Source organism: Curtobacterium sp. MCBA15_013 (genome assembly GCF_001865095.1).
GTDB lineage: Bacteria > Actinomycetota > Actinomycetes > Actinomycetales > Microbacteriaceae > Curtobacterium.
The window spans coordinates 136,007-152,450 of sequence record NZ_MJGQ01000015.1 but is presented as its reverse complement, the minus strand read 5'-3'; the positions used below and the strand labels follow the sequence as shown (position 1 = coordinate 152,450).

16 protein-coding genes are annotated in these 16,444 nt (G+C 73.0%); 5 read left to right on the top strand and 11 right to left on the bottom strand.

The annotated features are described in order from the left end of the window. Positions 1-347: 347 nt before the first annotated feature. From BIV01_RS10235 to BIV01_RS10220, 4 genes are read left to right on the top strand one after another with little or no spacing between them, the layout of a single operon-like run. Positions 348-2,015: an ABC transporter substrate-binding protein gene (locus BIV01_RS10235; protein WP_070418206.1), complete on the top strand. Its 1,668-nt coding sequence runs from the start codon at positions 348-350 to the stop codon at positions 2,013-2,015. Next, positions 2,012-3,700 (top strand): dipeptide ABC transporter ATP-binding protein, encoded by a 1,689-nt coding sequence (locus tag BIV01_RS10230; protein ID WP_071302750.1) that lies wholly within the window; start codon positions 2,012-2,014, stop codon positions 3,698-3,700. The genes BIV01_RS10235 and BIV01_RS10230 overlap by 4 nt, the downstream gene beginning before the upstream one ends. Further along, positions 3,697-4,635, top strand: a complete 939-nt coding sequence (locus BIV01_RS10225) for an ABC transporter permease (protein ID WP_071302749.1) — start codon at positions 3,697-3,699, stop codon at positions 4,633-4,635. The genes BIV01_RS10230 and BIV01_RS10225 overlap by 4 nt, the downstream gene beginning before the upstream one ends. Next, on the top strand, positions 4,632-5,630 hold the full coding sequence (locus tag BIV01_RS10220) for an ABC transporter permease (RefSeq protein WP_071295586.1): 999 nt from the start codon (positions 4,632-4,634) through the stop codon (positions 5,628-5,630). The genes BIV01_RS10225 and BIV01_RS10220 overlap by 4 nt, the downstream gene beginning before the upstream one ends. Here BIV01_RS10220 and BIV01_RS10215 read toward each other — a convergent pair. The 10 genes from BIV01_RS10215 to BIV01_RS10170 all read right to left on the bottom strand — a co-directional run bounded on the left by BIV01_RS10215 (position 5,627) and on the right by BIV01_RS10170 (position 13,759). Next, complete coding sequence (locus BIV01_RS10215; protein ID WP_071302748.1) at positions 5,627-6,163, bottom strand: hypothetical protein; 537 nt, start codon at positions 6,161-6,163, stop codon at positions 5,627-5,629. The two genes, BIV01_RS10220 and BIV01_RS10215, sit on opposite strands and share 4 nt — an antisense overlap. Then, positions 6,160-7,488, bottom strand: coding sequence for a DUF58 domain-containing protein (locus BIV01_RS10210; protein ID WP_071302747.1), 1,329 nt, complete (start codon positions 7,486-7,488; stop codon positions 6,160-6,162). The genes BIV01_RS10215 and BIV01_RS10210 overlap by 4 nt, the downstream gene beginning before the upstream one ends. Beyond that, positions 7,485-8,516: an AAA family ATPase gene (locus tag BIV01_RS10205; RefSeq protein WP_071302746.1), complete on the bottom strand. Its 1,032-nt coding sequence runs from the start codon at positions 8,514-8,516 to the stop codon at positions 7,485-7,487. Before BIV01_RS10205 ends, BIV01_RS10210 begins: the two co-directional genes overlap by 4 nt. Beyond that, positions 8,513-9,049 (bottom strand): hypothetical protein, encoded by a 537-nt coding sequence (locus BIV01_RS10200; protein WP_071302745.1) that lies wholly within the window; start codon positions 9,047-9,049, stop codon positions 8,513-8,515. The genes BIV01_RS10205 and BIV01_RS10200 overlap by 4 nt, the downstream gene beginning before the upstream one ends. After that, positions 9,046-9,834, bottom strand: a complete 789-nt coding sequence (locus tag BIV01_RS10195; protein WP_071302744.1) for a DUF4129 domain-containing protein — start codon at positions 9,832-9,834, stop codon at positions 9,046-9,048. The genes BIV01_RS10200 and BIV01_RS10195 overlap by 4 nt, the downstream gene beginning before the upstream one ends. Positions 9,835-9,863: 29 nt before the next feature. Then, positions 9,864-10,112, bottom strand: a complete 249-nt coding sequence (locus BIV01_RS10190) for a hypothetical protein (protein WP_139199294.1) — start codon at positions 10,110-10,112, stop codon at positions 9,864-9,866. A gap of 99 nt (positions 10,113-10,211) precedes the next feature. After that, on the bottom strand, positions 10,212-11,171 hold the full coding sequence (locus BIV01_RS10185; RefSeq protein ID WP_071302742.1) for a squalene cyclase: 960 nt from the start codon (positions 11,169-11,171) through the stop codon (positions 10,212-10,214). A gap of 199 nt (positions 11,172-11,370) precedes the next feature. Then, positions 11,371-11,826, bottom strand: coding sequence for a DUF2087 domain-containing protein (locus BIV01_RS10180; RefSeq protein ID WP_071302741.1), 456 nt, complete (start codon positions 11,824-11,826; stop codon positions 11,371-11,373). Beyond that, complete coding sequence (locus BIV01_RS10175) at positions 11,826-13,145, bottom strand: GNAT family N-acetyltransferase (protein ID WP_071302740.1); 1,320 nt, start codon at positions 13,143-13,145, stop codon at positions 11,826-11,828. Before BIV01_RS10175 ends, BIV01_RS10180 begins: the two co-directional genes overlap by 1 nt. 119 nt (positions 13,146-13,264) lie before the next feature. Continuing rightward, the gene (locus tag BIV01_RS10170) at positions 13,265-13,759 is read right to left on the bottom strand and encodes a MarR family winged helix-turn-helix transcriptional regulator (RefSeq protein ID WP_071302739.1); all 495 of its coding nucleotides are present in this window, start codon (positions 13,757-13,759) and stop codon (positions 13,265-13,267) included. A 90-nt stretch (positions 13,760-13,849) separates the two neighbouring features. On the opposite strand from BIV01_RS10170, the gene BIV01_RS10165 reads away from it, so the two are divergent. Next, complete coding sequence (locus BIV01_RS10165) at positions 13,850-14,779, top strand: NADP-dependent oxidoreductase (RefSeq protein WP_071302738.1); 930 nt, start codon at positions 13,850-13,852, stop codon at positions 14,777-14,779. Positions 14,780-14,830: 51 nt separating this feature from the next. Here BIV01_RS10165 and BIV01_RS10160 read toward each other — a convergent pair whose 3' ends face one another. After that, positions 14,831-16,354, bottom strand: a complete 1,524-nt coding sequence (locus BIV01_RS10160) for a cryptochrome/photolyase family protein (protein WP_071302737.1) — start codon at positions 16,352-16,354, stop codon at positions 14,831-14,833. Positions 16,355-16,444 lie beyond the last annotated feature (90 nt).

The window sequence follows — 16,444 nt, the reverse complement described above, 5'->3', positions numbered from 1 at the left end:
TCCCCGGGGATCGCGAACCAGGACGGTCACTCGCCCAGAAGACCGCGCGGACCCGGTTGCGCAGCGGTTCGATCGGTGACGCCCGAGGAGGCTCCTCCCGGGCCGGCTGCCCGCAGGGTGACGCATCGGGAATAGACCGGGGTCACACGGCGATTGGACCGTTACGCCGTGCGACGTCGGCCGTGCCCGGGATTCGGACACGGTCCGATCGCGGTGTCAGGATGGACGACGCCCCGACAGCCCGACGCCCCGACACACGGAGCCTGCACCGGCTCCGGAGCACGGCGACACGTCACGGCCACCCCACGGCTGCGCACCACCACTTCCCCACGAGGAGCACCACCGTCATGAGACGCCCGAACCGCCTGACCATCACCGCTGCGGTCGCCGCAGCTGCAGCCCTGGTCCTCACCGGCTGCTCGGGCGGGGGCGCCTCGGACGACGCCTCGGGCGGAACGTCCAAGGGCGGCACGCTCAACATCCTGACGACGGCCACCGCGGTGCACCTCGACCCGGCGACCAGCCAGAACCTCAACATCACGACGCTCGGCCTCGTGCTCCGTCGTCTCACCGCGTGGGACGTCGAGCCCGGCAAGACGGCCAAGGTCGTCCCGGACCTCGCGACGAACACCGGCGACTCGAGCGACGGCGGCAAGACCTGGACCTACCACCTCAAGAAGGGGCTGAAGTTCCAGGACGGCACCGAGATCACCACGAAGGACATCAAGTGGGGCATCGAGCGCTCGTTCGCGCCGACGCTCACCGGTGGCCTGAGCTACCACAAGTCGCTCCTCGTCGGCGGTGACAGCTACAAGGGTCCGTTCGACGGCAAGACCCTCGACAGCATCGAGACCCCGGACGACTCGACGATCGTCTTCAAGCTCAATGCGGCGTACGGCGACTGGCCGTGGATCGTGTCGATGCCCGCGTTCGCCCCGGTCCCCGAGGGCGACGGCACCGACACCGGTGCGTACGACGCCAAGCCCGTCGCCTCCGGCCCCTACGAGGTGCAGTCCAACACGCAGGGCTCGCAGATCACCCTCGTGCGGAACGAGGAGTGGAGCGCGAAGACCGACGACGTCCGCACCGCCGGCCCGTCGAAGGTCGTGTTCAAGGAGAGCCAGGACCCGTCGACCGTCACCCAGACGCTCATCGCCGACAACGGTGACGCGAAGGACTCGTTCGGCGCGACGTACCTCGGTGCTGCCGAGCTGAACCAGGTCCGCTCGAACCCGGCCGCCCAGGACCGCCTCGCCACCTCGAAGGCCGGCCCGATCAACTACCTCGCGATCAACACGCAGAAGGGCTCGCTCAAGGAGCTCAAGGTCCGGCAGGCGCTGCAGTACGCCGTCGACAAGAAGTCGTACCGGATCGCCGCCGGTGGTGCCCTCGCCGGCTCCTACGCGACGACGCTCATCACGCCCGGCATCGCGGGGCGCCAGCAGTACGACCTGTACGAGCCCGGCGCCACCGGTGACGTGGCCAAGGCGAAGAAGCTCCTGCAGGAAGCGGGTGTCTCGGACCTCAAGCTGACCCTGGTCACGCAGAACGACTCGGCGAACCTGGCCGAGGCGCAGGCGATCCAGGCCGGCCTCAAGCGCGCGGGCATCACCGTCACGCTCAAGCCGCTCGACATCGACTCGTTCTACACGGCGACGACGGACGGCGACGACTTCGACCTCGCGATGTTCAGCTGGCAGCCCGACTTCCCGAGCGCGAACGCCAACATCCAGCCGCTGTACGACTCGTCGCAGATCGGTGGGGGCGGCTACAACGTCTCGAAGTACAGCAACCCCGAGGTCGACGCCCTGATCAAGCAGGCAACGGGCACCATCGACCAGCAGGATGCGCAGAAGCTCTGGGCCGAGGCGGACAAGAAGATCATGGCCGACGCCCCGATCGTCCCGCTCACCTACGCGAAGCAGTCCTTCCTCGCCGGTTCGAACGTGCAGAACTTCCAGATCGCGGACTTCCCGGCGTACCCGAACTACCTCAAGGTCTCGCTCGCCAAGTGAGTGCACCGCTGCTCGAGGTCGAGGGGCTCCGCGTCGCGTTCGGCGATGCGGAGCCCGTCGTCCGTGACGTCTCCTTCACCCTGACGCCCGGCCGCGTGCTCGCCCTCGTCGGCGAGTCCGGGTCGGGCAAGTCCGTCAGCGCGATGAGCGTGCTCGGCCTGCTCCCGCCGGAGGCCCGCGTCACCGGCAGCATCCGCTTCCGCGGCACCGAGCTCGTCGGGGCGTCGGACGACGAGCTCCGAGCGGTCCGCGGTGCCGGCATCGGCGTCGTGTTCCAGGAGCCGATGAACTCATTCACCCCCGTGCTCTCGATCGGCACCCAGATCGCCGAGGCGATCACGGCCCACCCGACGGACCTCGACCGACGCGGTGTGTCCGCGCGGGCCGACGAGCTCCTCCGCGCGGCCGGGCTCCCAGACCCGCAGCGGATCCGGAAGGCCTACCCGCACGAGCTCTCCGGCGGCCAGCTCCAGCGCGCGATGATCGCGATGGCCCTCGCCGGTGACCCGGTCGCCCTCATCGCGGACGAGCCGACCACCGCGCTCGACGTCACGGTGCAGGCGGGCATCCTCGACCTGCTCCGCACGCTGGGTCGCGAGCGCGACCTCGCCGTGCTGCTCATCACGCACGACATGGGCGTGGTGGCGGACGTCGCCGACGAGGTGCTCGTGATGCGGCGCGGCGATCCGGTCGAGCACGGGACCGTCGCGGAGGTGTTCGCGCACCCGGACGCCGAGTACACGCGGGCACTCCTCGCGGCGGTACCGGCCCTGGAGGCGCGACCCACCTCCGCACCGCACGCTGCGGACGGTGAGACGGTCGCGTCCACCGCGCCGGCCGACGAGACGGAGACGAGCCGCGCCTCCCGGCCCCTCGTCGCGCAGCTGCGCGACGTCGCCGTGCGCTACGCGCGCCGCGGTGACCCGACCGTCTCCGGCATCGACCTGACGCTCCGCGCGGGCGAGACGCTCGGACTCGTGGGGGAGTCGGGGTCCGGCAAGTCCACCATCGGACGTGCGCTCGCCGGTCTCGTGCCGGTCGTCGCGGGGTCCGTCGAGGTGGACGGCAGCGACCTCCGCACCGCTCGTGGTGCACGCCTGCGCGAGCTCCGCAGCCGGGTGGGCATCGTCTTCCAGGACCCCGCGTCCTCGCTCAACCCGCGACAGACCATCGGGTGGAGCATCGCCGAGCCGCTCCTCGTGCACGGCCCGGCCTCGGCGGCGGACCGTGCCGAACGGGTCCGCGAGCTGCTCGCGGCGGTCCAGCTCGACCCGTCGTGGGCCGAGCGCTTCCCGCACCAGCTCTCCGGCGGGCAGCGGCAGCGCGTGGCGGTCGCCCGGGCCCTCGCGCTCCGGCCCGCGCTCGTGATCGCCGACGAACCGACCTCGGCGCTGGACGTCACCGTGCAGGCCGCCGTGCTCGACCTCCTCGCGGCACTGCAGCAGGACTTCGGCTTCGGCATGCTCCTCATCAGCCACGACCTCGCCGTGGTGCGGCAGCTCGCCGACGAGGTGGTCGTGCTGCACGACGGCCGCGTGGTCGAGCGCGGCACGACCGACGCCGTGCTCGACGATCCGCAGCAGGACTACACGCGCATGCTCCTCGCGGCGGCGCCCGTCGCGGACCCGGCGCGACAGGCCGCCCGCCGCGAGGCCTGGCGCGCGTGGGAAGGGGTGGCCTCGTGACCGCCAACGTCGTCGACCGTCCGGTCGCGGCAGCCGCGAACCGGAGCACCGGCTTCCGCGCCGTCGTCCGCCGCGTGCGTCAGGACCGCTGGGCGGTCGCGTCCGCGGTCGTCATCGTGGTGTTCGTCGTCGTCGCGGTCGCGGCGCCGCTCATCGCCGCCGTCACCGGCCAGGACCCGTACGGGTACCACATCGACGCGCTCAACTCGTTCGGCGCCCCGCGCGGGGTCGGCGGCGGGATCAGCGGCGAGCACTGGTTCGGGGTCGAGCCCCTGACCGGGCGCGACCTGTTCGCGATCGTCACCTACGGTGCCCGCACCTCGCTCGGCATCGGGATCGCCGCGACGATCGTCTCGATCGTCATCGGCGTGCTCGTCGGCGTGACGACCGGGTTCTTCGGCGGCTGGTACGACCGCGTCCTCTCCCGCGTCGTCGACGTCATCTTCGGCTTCCCGTCGCTCGTCTTCATGATCGCCCTGACCGCGATCGTCCCGACGTCGTTCCCGAAGCCCGTGCTCGTCGTCCTCGTCATCGGGTTCTTCGGGTGGCCCTCGGTCGCCCGTGTCGTGCGCGGGCAGACGCTGTCGCTCGTCACCCGGAACTACGTCGTCGCCTCCACCGCGATGGGCGCCGGGCGTTGGCACGTCATACGGACACAGCTGCTGCCGAACCTCGCCGCGACGATCACCGTCTACGCGACGATCTCGATCCCGTCGATGATCGGCGCCGAGGCCGCGCTGTCGTTCCTCGCCGTCGGCGTCACCCCGCCGACGCCGTCGTGGGGCCGCAGCATCGGCGACGCGATCGGTTGGGTGCAGACCGACCCGATGTACCTCGTGTTCCCGGGCCTTGCGCTGTTCCTCATCACCCTGGCGTTCAACGTGCTCGGCGACGCCCTGCGCGACGCCCTCGACCCGCGGAGGAGCAACCGGTGACCACCTTCCGCTTCATCGCGATCCGCGTGCTCGGCGCAGCAGTCGTCCTGCTCGTCGTGGCCGCGATCACCTACGCCCTGTTCATGCTGCTGCCGACGAACCCGGCGCGCGCGATCTGCGACAAGCCCTGCACGCCCGACCGGCTGCGCGAGGTGCAGGCGTTCCTCGGGACGGACAAGCCGTGGATCGCCCAGTTCGGGGCCTACCTCGCGGGCATCTTCACCGGGCGGACGTTCGGGTCCGGCGCCTCCGTCATCCACTGCGCGGCGCCCTGCTTCGGGTACTCGTTCCAGCTCCACGACAGCGTCACGAACCTCATCCTCACGCGCCTGCCCGTCACGGCGTCGATCGCCGTCGGGGCAGCCGTGCTCTGGCTCGTCGCCGGGGTGGCCGGTGGCGCGCTGTCGGCCCTGCGCCGAGGCACGTACGTCGACCGCACGGTCATGACGATCGCCGTCGCCGGGGTGTCCGCGCCGTCGTACCTCGTCGGGCTGCTGGCGATCCTGCTGTTCGGGTTCGTGCTCGGCGTCCTGCCCACCAGCGGCTACGTCGCGTTCGGGGACGATCCCGTCGGGTGGTTCACACACCTCGTCCTGCCCTGGTGTGTGCTCGCCTTCATCAGTGCGGCGATCTACGCCCGGCTTACCCGGGGCGAGATGCTCGAGTCGATGTCGCAGGACTTCGTCCGGACCGCCCGCGCGAAGGGCCTCCGTGAACGCCAGGTCGTCGTGCGGCACGGGCTGCGGACGGCGATCCTCCCGGTCGTGACGCTGTTCGGGCTCGACCTCGGGTCGCTGCTCGGCGGTGCCGTCATCACCGAGAAGGTGTTCTCGATGCAGGGGCTCGGCGCGCTGCTCATCGACGCGGTGCACACGCTCGACCTGCAGGTCGTCGTGGGGTTCACGCTGTTCTCGGCGCTGCTGATCGTCACGGCGAACGTCATCGTCGACGTCGTGTACGCGTTCGTCGACCCGCGGGTGCGCCGCCGGGCCTAGCGCTCCGCGTCGTCTCCGGCGCGCAGCAGCGTCGGCACGAACAGGCCGATCGCGAGCGCCAGGAGCGCGGCCGTCCCGGCCATCGCCAGCCACACGCCGCCGACCGGGCCGGAGCCACCGAGGAGGGCGACGACCACGAACGCGACCGCCTGACTTCCGACCTGCACGGCGACGAACCGCAGTGCCGACGGCAGGAGTGCGCGGAGCTGCACCCTGGCGGTGCGCGGCGTCCAGGCCCAGAGCAGGCTCGTGGCGAGGACGAGGTGCGTCGTCAGGAGGAGGACCGGGAGGTCCGTCCCGCCGATCCCGGCCAGGGCGAGCTGTCCCACGAGCAGCGCCGCGAACGGGCCGCGGGGCAGGACCGCTGCGGCCACCGCGAGGACGACCGCGACGACGAGCCAGCCGCTCGCCCCGATCACGACGACCGACCCGACGACACCCGCGACCAGGCCGAGCGCACCGATCGTCCACGCCGGGACCGCCGGACCGATCGACGGTGCTCCGCTGCGCTCCGCGCGCGACCCGGCGGTCATCCGGTCCGCCGAGCGCGGCTGAGCAGGCGGAGTTGCACGGCAGGGGCGTCCTCGTCACCGGTGCGCCAGTGGATCAGCTCGACGCCGGTTGCCGTCATCTCCGTGAGCCGGTCGGATCGTTCGAGGGCGATGAGCCGGGACGCCGCGCGTTCGTGACGGGTCGCTCGCCGGACGTCGGGCGACGGGAGCACGTCGACGGCCACGACCCGGTGGCCGGTCGCGGCCCAGGTCACCGCCATCGTCGATGCCTGGTCGTCGAGGAACGTCGACAGCACCACCACGAGGGACGCCGCCGGCACGAGCGGCATGCGTGCCGTGGCCGTCGCGTCGTGGTGCGGCGTCGCCGCGGCGATGGTCGTCCGGAGCCGCTCGAGGTGCCGGGTCCCGCTGCCGGGTTCGACCGACCGCGCGGTGCCGGCGAGGTCTCGGAAGCCGACCCGGTCTCCGGCGCTGATGTACGCGGTGGCGAGGGAGACGGCGGCTTCGCGTGCGAGGTCGAGCGACGTCGCCTGCTGTCTGCCGTGCCGGGCGCCGCTCCACTCCGTGACGTCGGCGCCGAGGTCGTCCCGGCTGTCGAGGACGAGCACGACGAGGGCGTCCGCCGTGGCGAAGGTCCGGCGCACGTAGAGCTCTCCTGGGCGCTCGGCTCGCCGTGCGGTGCGCCGCCAGTCGATGCGCCGGAGCCGGTCGCCCGGGGCGAAGAGCGCGACGTCGCGGAACTCGCCGCCGTCACCGGGGCGGGCGGAGTCGTGCGGACCGGTGATGCCCGTCACCCGGCTCGGCATCGGCAGGTGCTGCACGCGCAGGTGCGGTGGCGGGACGACCGCGGATCGCACCGGGCCCGCCGCCGGCACGGAGACTGCGGTGCCGCCCCGGCCGAGGAGCGACAGGTGCGTCCGCAGGATCTCCTGGGGGCCGGAGTGCGTGACCGGGACGGTACCGGTGAGCCGCCTCGCGCGGCGAGGGTCGACCACGACGACGTGCCGCCGGTCGCCGGCGACACGGAACTCGACGGCGACGGCCTCCGCGGCGGACGGCAGGGCGACCTCCGTCCGGAACGCCACGCCCTCGCCGGAGTCGGACGGCGCGAGCGTGGTCGTGGTGCGGACGAGCGTCGTGTCGAGTCGGGGGCGGACGCCGAAGGCGGCAGTCACGAGTGCCGGCAGCGCCACCAGCGCGAGCTCGGGACGTCCGGTGAGGAGAGCGAGCCCTGCGAGCAGCACGCCGACGGCGAGCCCCGAGACCAGCGCCGGGTTCCGGACCCAGAGCGGCGCGGTCCCTGACCCGGAGGCGGGTCGGACCGACGGCTCGTCGGGAACGCTCACCGTGCCTCCAGGCCGGACACCGGCCGCCCGCCGGTCGCTCCCGACCCGACCACCGGCGGCCCCGGCACCTGCGCGACGATGCCCCGCACGATCACCGCGGGGTCCACCCCGTTCGCCCACGCCTGCGGCGTCAGCGAGATCCGGTGCGCGAGCACCGCGACGGCGGCGGTCTTGACGTCCTCCGGCGTGACGAAGTCGCGCCCGTCCATGACGGCTCGCGCACGGCCGACGAGCATGAGCGCCTGTGCGCCGCGCGGCGACGACCCGACCTGCACGTCGCGGTGAGTGCGCGTCGCGGCCGCGAGGTCGACGCAGTACAGCGCGATGTCTTCGTCGACGTGCACCCCCTCGACCGTCGCCTGCATGCGCAGCACGTCGGTCGCGTCGACCACGGCGGAGACCGTCGCGACCTCCTGCCGTCGGCCGATCCGGTTGAGGAGCACCTGCTGTTCCCCCTCGCGCGTCGGGTACCCGACCGAGAGGCGCACCATGAAGCGGTCGAGCTGGGCCTCCGGGAGGGCGTACGTGCCCTCGTACTCGATCGGGTTCGACGTCGCGATGACGTGGAACGGCCGGGGAAGCGGGAAGCCCTCGCCCTCGACCGTGACCTGTCCCTCGGCCATCGCCTCGAGGAGCGCCGACTGGGTCTTCGGCGACGTCCGGTTGATCTCGTCGGCGAGGAACATCCCGGTGAAGACAGGGCCCGGGCGGAAGACGAAGTCCGCGGTCGCCGGGGCGTAGACGAACGATCCGGTGATGTCGGCGGGCAGGAGGTCCGGGGTGCACTGCAGACGGCGGAAGTCGAGACCACACGCGGCCGCGAGGCTCCGCGCCGCGAGCGTCTTGCCGAGGCCGGGGACGTCCTCGAACAGGACGTGGCCGCCCGCGAGGATGCTCGCGAACGCCAGCTCGAGCGGCTCCCGCATCCCGACGACGACCGCGCTGACCGTGTCGAGGACGTCGCGGGCGCGCGCGGCGACGTCGGCGATGGGCAGGGACGGTGCGCTCGGCGTCTGGGGGTCGGTCACGGGAGCCTCTCGATCGTGGTGTGGTCGGTGGTGCGCTGCTCGGTGGCACGCCCGGTGCCGTGTTGCTCGGGCGCGGGGCCCAGCGTCTCGAGCGCGGTGAGGACGTTCCCGAACGCGACGAGGTCGATCTCGGACCGCCGCTCGCGCACGAGGACGGCGACCACTCCCGACGGCAGGACGGCATCGATCGCCGTCCGGTCGCGCGGGTCGTCGAGGTCGAGTCGGTGGCGCGTCCACAGGCGGTGCCGGGCCACCGCCCGCGCTCGGGCGAGCGTCCGTTCCGGCACGCCGCCCCGGGCGCGCAGCGCCCACGCCGTCTCGGACAGGTCGCGTCGGGCACCGGGTTCGGACCGGACGGGAGGCACGGGCCAGGTCAACGGGACGTCCTCACGGACCGCGCTCCACGTCAGACCCACCGCGGCGACGACGCCGCCCACGGCGAGCGACTGCACGACGCCGACGGCGAAGAACCACGTGATCGCCGCAGCCACGACGGCGAGCACGAGCACCCCAGCGGTGCGGCGGCGTGTCACGGGCGGCCCGTCGCCGTGTCGGCGTCCGCCGGGGTCGTGGCCGGCGTGTCCGCCCGGGTGTCGGCCGGTGCCTCGGCCCACTGGCCGTCGAGCCTTCGCAGCGCGGCACGGACGTCGGCGACGTCGGCATCGGTTGCCGGGGTCCCGCCGAAACGAACCGCGAGGTAGCAGCGACGAAGGGTGCCGAGGGCGGTTTCGTCGACGTCGAGCCGTCGCAGGATCCGCGTCGTGAACTCGGTCGGCGTCTCCGCGGCCTCCCGACGGAACCCGGCGTCCTCTGCCGACTCCTGCAGGCCGAGCCACGCCGCGGTGACGGCGTCGGACGGGTCGCGGGGTCCGGACAGCACCTCGAGGGCACGACCGATCCCGCGACGCAGGTGCTGGCGTCCGACCTCGGTCGAGGGATCGGCGGGCACCTCGACCGCGAGGCCGACCACCTCGATCGCACCCGGGCGCGTGCGACGGCGTCGCTTCCTCACGAGGTGCAGGACCACGAGCACGAGGAGGGCGGTGCCGATCACTCCCAGGACGACGAGGACCCACGATGTGTCGACGTGCTGGGCGGCCGACGCTCCGAGCGTCTGCGGCTCGTCGGTGGTGGGCGGCGAGGCGGTCGGCTCGACGACCGGTGCGCGGGCCGGGGCGACCGCGGGGGACCAGCGGGCGCCGGTCAGGACGGGGCGCGCTCCGAGTCCGGCGGCGATGACGACCAGCGCGCCGAGGGTGAAGGCAGCGACGGGGACGAACGGGAAGCCGCCGCGGTGCGGACCGTCGTCGTTCGCCATGCCGTCACGCTACCCCGGGTCGAGCGGGCTCAGCCGTCGACGGGCTCCGCGGACCGTGCAGCCCGGACGACCTGCCAGACCGCGAGGGCGACGACGGCGGCCCCAGCGGCCCCGGCGATCCACGATCCGGCGACCCCGAGCACGGGTTCGGTCTCGCAGGAGCTCGTGCCCTGGCCGGACGCGGCATCGGAGCAGCTGGTCACCTGGACCAGGACCAACCACAGCACCGTCACGGCCACGATGACGGCGACCGTGCTCCACCCCACCACTCGCTCCACGACCCGCTCCGTCCCCGACGTCATCAGTGGTGACCAGGCTCGCACGGTCCGGGCGGCCCGTCGGTCTCGATCGTGCAACAGGACACAGCCGTCGAGGGCTCAGTCGCCGTCCCACCACCGCAGCACTCGCGTGCCCACGAGCGTGAGCCAGCGGGACGGCTCGCCGGCGGGCACGTCCACCTCGAACCACTGCCGGCCCGGCGGGCGGACGCCCTGGAGCCACCGTCCGTCCGCACCACGGGCAGCGCGGACGACCTCGATCGCCTCGGCGGCGCGGGGGTCCGGCGCCGTCGCGTCCCGGAGCGCCGCGGCCCGGAGGTGGTCGGTCGCGCGGAGCACGCTGTACTTCCAGCGGAACGGGTACGCGAACTCCGTGGCCCAGGGGCCGACGAGCGCTCCGTCGGACTTCCGGTGGAGCAGTCGTCGGTCGAGCAGGTAGTCGGCGCCTCGGTGGCGGGCGTCCCGGAGCTCGGCCGCGCGGGGATGCCGTCCGTCGGTCAGGACCTCGTGCTGCAGGAGCCCCTCGAGCACGTTGAGGGTCGAGTGGAACGACGAGACCGTCGAGCCCTCGACCCACTCGCAGTTCCACCCGCCGTCGGTCTGCTGGTGTTCGAGCACCCAGTCGGCGATGCCGTCGACGTCGGCGCCGAGCCATGCGCCGTTCGCGAGGGTGAAGGCGTTGATGCAGCAGTCGACCTCGCCGCCCCAGTACGGCAGGTCGTCGTACTCCCATCGGCTGTTCGCGTCGAGTCGTGCGGCGGTGTCGCCGAGGACCGCGGCGTCCAACCCCCACTCGCGCAGGGCGTTGAGCGACCAGGTCGTCGCGGTGTACGGCTGCCCGGGTCCCTCGGGCTCGGGTTCAGCGGGGAAGTACGCGCCGCCTGCCCACTGTCCGTCGGGGTCCTGGTGGGCGAGGAGTGCGGCGCCGAGGCCCTCGGTCGCGACCCGGGCACGCGTGGCCTGCCAGGTCGGTGCCGGCGCGCCGACGATGTCCCGTTCCACCTGCCACCGCAGGGCCGGGTCCGAGTCGAAGAGCCAGTCGACCACCGTGTCGTCCATGGCGCGGAGACTACGCCGACCACGGCGCGCGGGCGCCCGCGCGCGGCCGGGTCCGCACAACGGGAGTCGATCGGAGCCGTGCGTTCCCGTGGTTCGCGCGCACTTCGGTTGTGCGCCACCGCGCCGAACCGCGCCCGACGCGGCGCGCGCGGCAGCGCAGCGCCGCGCCGCATTGCGGGGGCGCCGCCCCGCGCCCGCGTCAGCCGACGTAGCGGTACGACGCCCCGTCGTCCGTCCGCACGAGCACGCCGAGGTCCACCGCGTCCCGCCGCACGATCGCGACGTCCTCGGCGAACATGGCGATCGCGGCGTTGAGCACCGGCTCGGGGACCGGCCTGCCCGTGCCGAGCCGCTCGAACACGAGCTCGACGATGCGCACGGACAGCGGGTGGCGCTGGTCGTCCGGCACCGGCATCCGGGCGATCCGGTCGAACTCGAGCAGCGCCGCCGGCCCCTGCAGCCGCTGCAGCTCCTGCGCCGTCCGCCCGAGGAGCGGCGTGTCGGGTCCGTCGTCGCCGACCCAGTCGAAGGCCGCGACGGCAGCACTCGTCCGGTCGTCGAGCGGTGCGCCGCCGACGATCGCGGACCGGAGCGACGGGCTCGCCAGCACCGCGACGGCCTGGCGAGCCCGTGCGACCGACTCGCGAAGGTGCATCAGAAGTACGTGATGCCGTGCGGCGTCCGCGGCGGGGTCAGCATCGCCCGCAGGAGTGCCGGCGCCGCCGGGTCCGCCGCGCGGAGGAGCCCGGCCGCCGCGAGCGTCGTCGGCGACACCGACCCGATGAGCAACGCACCGAGGTCCGCGACGTCGAGCTGGAGGTCGGACCCGGCCGCGTCGGCGTCGTCGGCGGTCTTCGTCACGGTGCCCCGCGCCTCCTGGACGTCCAGCCGGTACGTGCCGGAGGCGAACCCGAGCGCATCCGTCACGGCGAGCGTCAGCGAACCGTCGACGGCGTACGGACGCGACGCGAGCACCCGCTCGACGTCGAGGACGCGCAGCCAGACGTGGTCCTCCTCGTGGTCGACGTCGTACGCGCGGTTGTCGCCGAGCGCGGCGACGATCGGGTCGTCGAGCCGCGACCGGTTGTACGTGACGACGTCGTTGAGGTCGATCGAGAGCAGGAACTCCCAGAGCGACAGGTAGGCGTCGTCGGTCGCGTACACCAGGTCGACGACCTCGAGCGTGGTGTCGCCGTCGCGGCTCTCCTTGACGCGCCAGGTCACGTAGCCGTCGAGCTCGTCGGAGCCGTCCGGGCGGTGCACGGCTGCGCGGACGTCCTTCGCCTTCTCACCGTCACCGTTGCGCAGCCCGAACACGACGGGCCAGGTGCCGGCGTTGCGCACCATGGAGCCCGGCGTCCGCGCGTTGAACCGGTCGAAGACGGCGCGGCCGGGGCCGCCGGCGAGCCACTCGGGCGTGACGACGCTGACGACACCGGTGGTCGGTGCGAGGAGCGGGAGCGCACGCTCGCGGCGGACCCGGACGGCCCGCTCGCGGATCGCGCTGCCGAAGCCGAAGCGGCGGTAGATGGTGCCCTCGGACGCGGTCAGCGAGGCCACGGCGTAGCCCTCGGCGACACCGCGCGCGAGGGCGTGCGTCATCATCGCGCGGAGGATCCCGCGGCGACGCTCGGTCGGTCGGACGGTCACGGCCGAGATCGCCTGGGTGTCGATCGACGAACCGTCGCCCCAGCTCAGCTCCTTGCCGAACCAGGCGAAGGTGCCGGCCGGCCAGGTCTCGTCGACGGAGCCCGGTGCGGGTCGGCGGACGTACGCGCCGAGCCAGGTCTCGTCGTCCTCGATGAAGTGCGCGACCATGCGCGCGGCCGCCTCGTCGCCGGGGTGCGGTTCGTGGAACCCGAGTCCGACGGCCTGCATCCAGGCCTCGGTCTCGGCGTTCGGTGCCCCCTGCTCGTCCGTCCCGGGCGCGAAGGCGCGCAGCTCGTAGCGGTCGTCGAATGCCTCGTTGCTCACGTTCCCGACCCTATCGGGGTCCGGTGACGGAACGACAGGCGCGACGAGCGGGCCAGGAGGCGCGGGTCGTCCCCGCCACGCGCCGCACGCGGGCTCGGGTCACGCCGTCGCGCGTCGGCTCACCTCGCGGCGCGGCGGGACGCCGATCGGGGCGGGTTCTTCCGGAGGTGCTCGCTGATCCGGCCGAGGATCCGGTCGAGCTCCGCGGCGTCCTCGTCCGTGATCGGTGCGAACAGCAGCCCGTGCACCGTGCCGATGTGCCCGGGGAACACCGCCGCGAGGACGGCTCGCCCGTCGTCGGTCAGCGACACCACGGTGCTGCGCTCGTCGTCCGGAGAGGGGCCGCGCGTGACGAGTCCGCGCTGCTCGAGCAACTGCGCCTGGTAGGTCAGCCCGCTGCGGCTGTAGACCACCCCGTCGGCGAGGTCCGTCATCCGCAGGTGCCCGTCGGGGGAGTCCCCGAGTCGTGCCAGCAGCTGGAACTGCACGTACGACAGCCCGCCCACGTCCTTGAGCTGCTGCTCGACCGAGGGGCGCAGGAGCGCACTGACCTCGGTGAACGACAGGTAGGCGCGCAGCTGCGTCGGCGTCAGGGACGAGGGGGTTTCGGACATGATCCGATCCTACCTGTTGCTTCGAGTTCGAAGCAGTGTTACGGTTCCATCAATCGCTTCGAATTCGAAGCAAATGACGGAGGAGTCATCATGAAGGCAGTGCAGTTCCACGAGGTCGGCGGTCCCGAGGTCCTCACCTACGGCGACGTCGACCAGCCCACCCCCGGCCCGGGCGAGGTCCTCGTCCGGGTCACGGCATCGGCGTACAACGCGGCGGACAACGGCATGCGCGCCGGCTTCCTGCCCATCCCGGTCGCCCTGCCCCACGTCCCCGGGTACGACGTCTCCGGAACGGTCGCGTCCCTCGGGGACGACGTCACGGACCTGGCGGTCGGCGACGCGGTGATCGGCTTCCTGCCGATGGAACGCGACGGCGGAGCGGCCGAGTACGTCGTCGCTCCGGCGGACGCGCTCGTCGCCGCCCCGACGAGCATCCCGCTGGCGGACGCGGCTGCGCTGCCGTCGGTGGCGCTCACGGCGTGGCAGGCGCTCTTCGACGACGGTCGGCTCGAGGCCGGGCAGCGCGTGCTCGTCGTCGGCGCGGGCGGTGTGGTCGGGAAGTACGCGATCCAGCTCGCGAAGCGCGCCGGTGTCGAGGTCATCGCCACGGCCAGCCCGCGCAGCGCCGACGCCGTCCGTGCCGCCGGTGCCGACCAGGTCGTCGACCACACCACGACCGACGTGCTGCAGGCGGTCGACGGGCAGGTCGACGTCCTGCTCAACCTCGCCCCGATCGAGCCCGAGCAGTTCGCCTCGTTCGTGGCCGCCGTCCGCGACGGGGGCGCGGTCGTGAGCACGACGGCGTTCATGGCGACCCCGGGGGACGAGTCCCGCGGGGTCCGTGCTGCGACGGTGTTCGTGCTCCGGAACCGCGAACGGCTGGCCGAGCTCGTCCGGCTCGTCGACGCCGGGGAGCTCACGGTCGAGGTGACGCGGCGCATCCCGCTGACCGAGCTGCAGGCGCTGCACACCGAGGGCGCCGCCGGACGGATCGCCGGCAAGGTCGTCGTCCTCGTCTGAGCGACCAGCGACCCGGTGGGGGGATCGTGACCCACCACCGGGCCGGGCGGGTCAGGGGGAGCCGCGCCGCGCCTCCTGGGCCACCACCTCGTCGAGGTCCGCCAGCTTCCGCATCTGCTGGAGCGGACGGGCCATCCGGTTGTTGTCCCGCAGGGCGGGCTCCGTCCGCGCGAGGAAGGCCCAGTAGCCCGCGGTGAACGGGCAGGCGTCCTCGCCGAGCCGCTTCGTCGGGTCGTAGCGGCACCCGCCGCAGTGGTCCGACATCCGGTCGATGTACCGACCACCGGACGCGTACGGCTTCGTCGCGACCATCCCGCCGTCGGCGTGCTGGGACATCCCGATGATGTTCGCGGGCATCACCCAGTCGGTCCCGTCGACGAACACGTCCGTGAACCACTCGGTGAGGTGCACGGGGTCGTACCCGCGCTGCAGCGCCCAGTTGCCGAGCACCATGAGCCGCTGGATGTGGTGCAGCCAGCCGTGGTCGTGCAGGCCCTCGATCGCGGTGCCGAGGCAGGCGGCCTCGACCCGGGACGCGTCGAGCTCCCGCCACCACCGGGGGAGCCGCTCGTGCGCTCCGAGGGCGTTCTCCGACGCGCCGTAGTCGTCGCCGAACCACCAGTAGAGGTGCCAGACGTAGTCGCGCCACCCGGCGATCTGCCGGACGAACCCCTCGACGCTCGCGAGCGGGGCGTCGTCGTCGCGGTGGGCCACGAGCGCCGCCTCGATCGCATCGCGCGGGTCGAGGACACCGAGGTTCATCGGGACGCTGAGCAACGAGTGCGCCATGGTCCAGTCGTTCGTGAGCGTGGCGTCCTCGAACGGGCCGAAGTCGTTCAGCCGGGTGCGCACGAAGTCGTCGAGGGCGATCTGGGCCTCGTCGGGCGTGACCGCGAAGCGCCGACGGTCGTCCGCACCGACGAAGCGGGCGATGCCGTCCCGCTCCCAGCGGTCCAGGTCACGTCGGACCTCCTCGTCGACCTCGTCCTCCTCGGGCCACCACGGCTCCGGGAGTCCGAGCGTGGTCGCACCCTTCGGCGGCGACTCCCGGTTCTGCTCATCGAGGCTGAACTTCCCGCCGACGGGCGCGTCCGAGCGCATCAGCCAGCCCTCGCGACGGCGGACCCGCTCGTAGAACGTCTCCATCCGGAAGCGACCGGTGCCCTGCGCGGCCCACTCGGCGAACTCGTCCTCGTCGGTCACGAAGCCGCGGCTCGGCAGCACCTCGGTGCCCCTGCCCCAGTGCCGCACCTGTGCGCGGAGCGTCCGCGACGGCGGGTCGACGACCTCGAGGTCGTCCCGGCCGACCAGCGCCTGCCGGAGCGTGTCGACCTGCAGGTGCTCGACGCGGTCGCCCTCGCCCCGGTCGCGGAGGTCGCGGACCAGGTGCCGGAGCGCACTCAGCCACAGGTGCGCCTTCGCACGGTGCACGGGACGCGCGGTGAAGAACTCGCGGGCCTCGACCACGAGGAGCGGGCCGCCGTCGTCGAAGTCCGGGCCGTACTGTCCCGGCAGGATGAGGCGCCGGCGCCGCTCGGAGCGTCGGTCGGCCGGGGCGGTGCGCGCGTCCGTCATGCGGCGGACGGTACGCGAGCACGCGGGTGCGGGCCCGGGACGTCCCCCGACTCCACGGCGGTTCCGCGGGCGCGCCGTCCTGTGTAGGGT

Bases quoted from the DNA above. Each gene is read 5' to 3' on its own strand.
- BIV01_RS10235 (WP_070418206.1), top strand. From the start codon at position 348: ATGAGACGCCCGAACCGCCTGACCATCACCGCTGCGGTCGCCGCAGCT.
- BIV01_RS10215 (WP_071302748.1), bottom strand. From the start codon at position 6,163: ATGACCGCCGGGTCGCGCGCGGAGCGCAGCGGAGCACCGTCGATCGGT.
- BIV01_RS10195 (WP_071302744.1), bottom strand. From the start codon at position 9,834: ATGGCGAACGACGACGGTCCGCACCGCGGCGGCTTCCCGTTCGTCCCC.
- BIV01_RS10185 (WP_071302742.1), bottom strand. From the start codon at position 11,171: ATGGACGACACGGTGGTCGACTGGCTCTTCGACTCGGACCCGGCCCTG.
- BIV01_RS10180 (WP_071302741.1), bottom strand. From the start codon at position 11,826: ATGCACCTTCGCGAGTCGGTCGCACGGGCTCGCCAGGCCGTCGCGGTG.
- BIV01_RS10170 (WP_071302739.1), bottom strand. From the start codon at position 13,759: ATGTCCGAAACCCCCTCGTCCCTGACGCCGACGCAGCTGCGCGCCTAC.
- BIV01_RS10165 (WP_071302738.1), top strand. From the start codon at position 13,850: ATGAAGGCAGTGCAGTTCCACGAGGTCGGCGGTCCCGAGGTCCTCACC.
- BIV01_RS10160 (WP_071302737.1), bottom strand. From the start codon at position 16,354: ATGACGGACGCGCGCACCGCCCCGGCCGACCGACGCTCCGAGCGGCGC.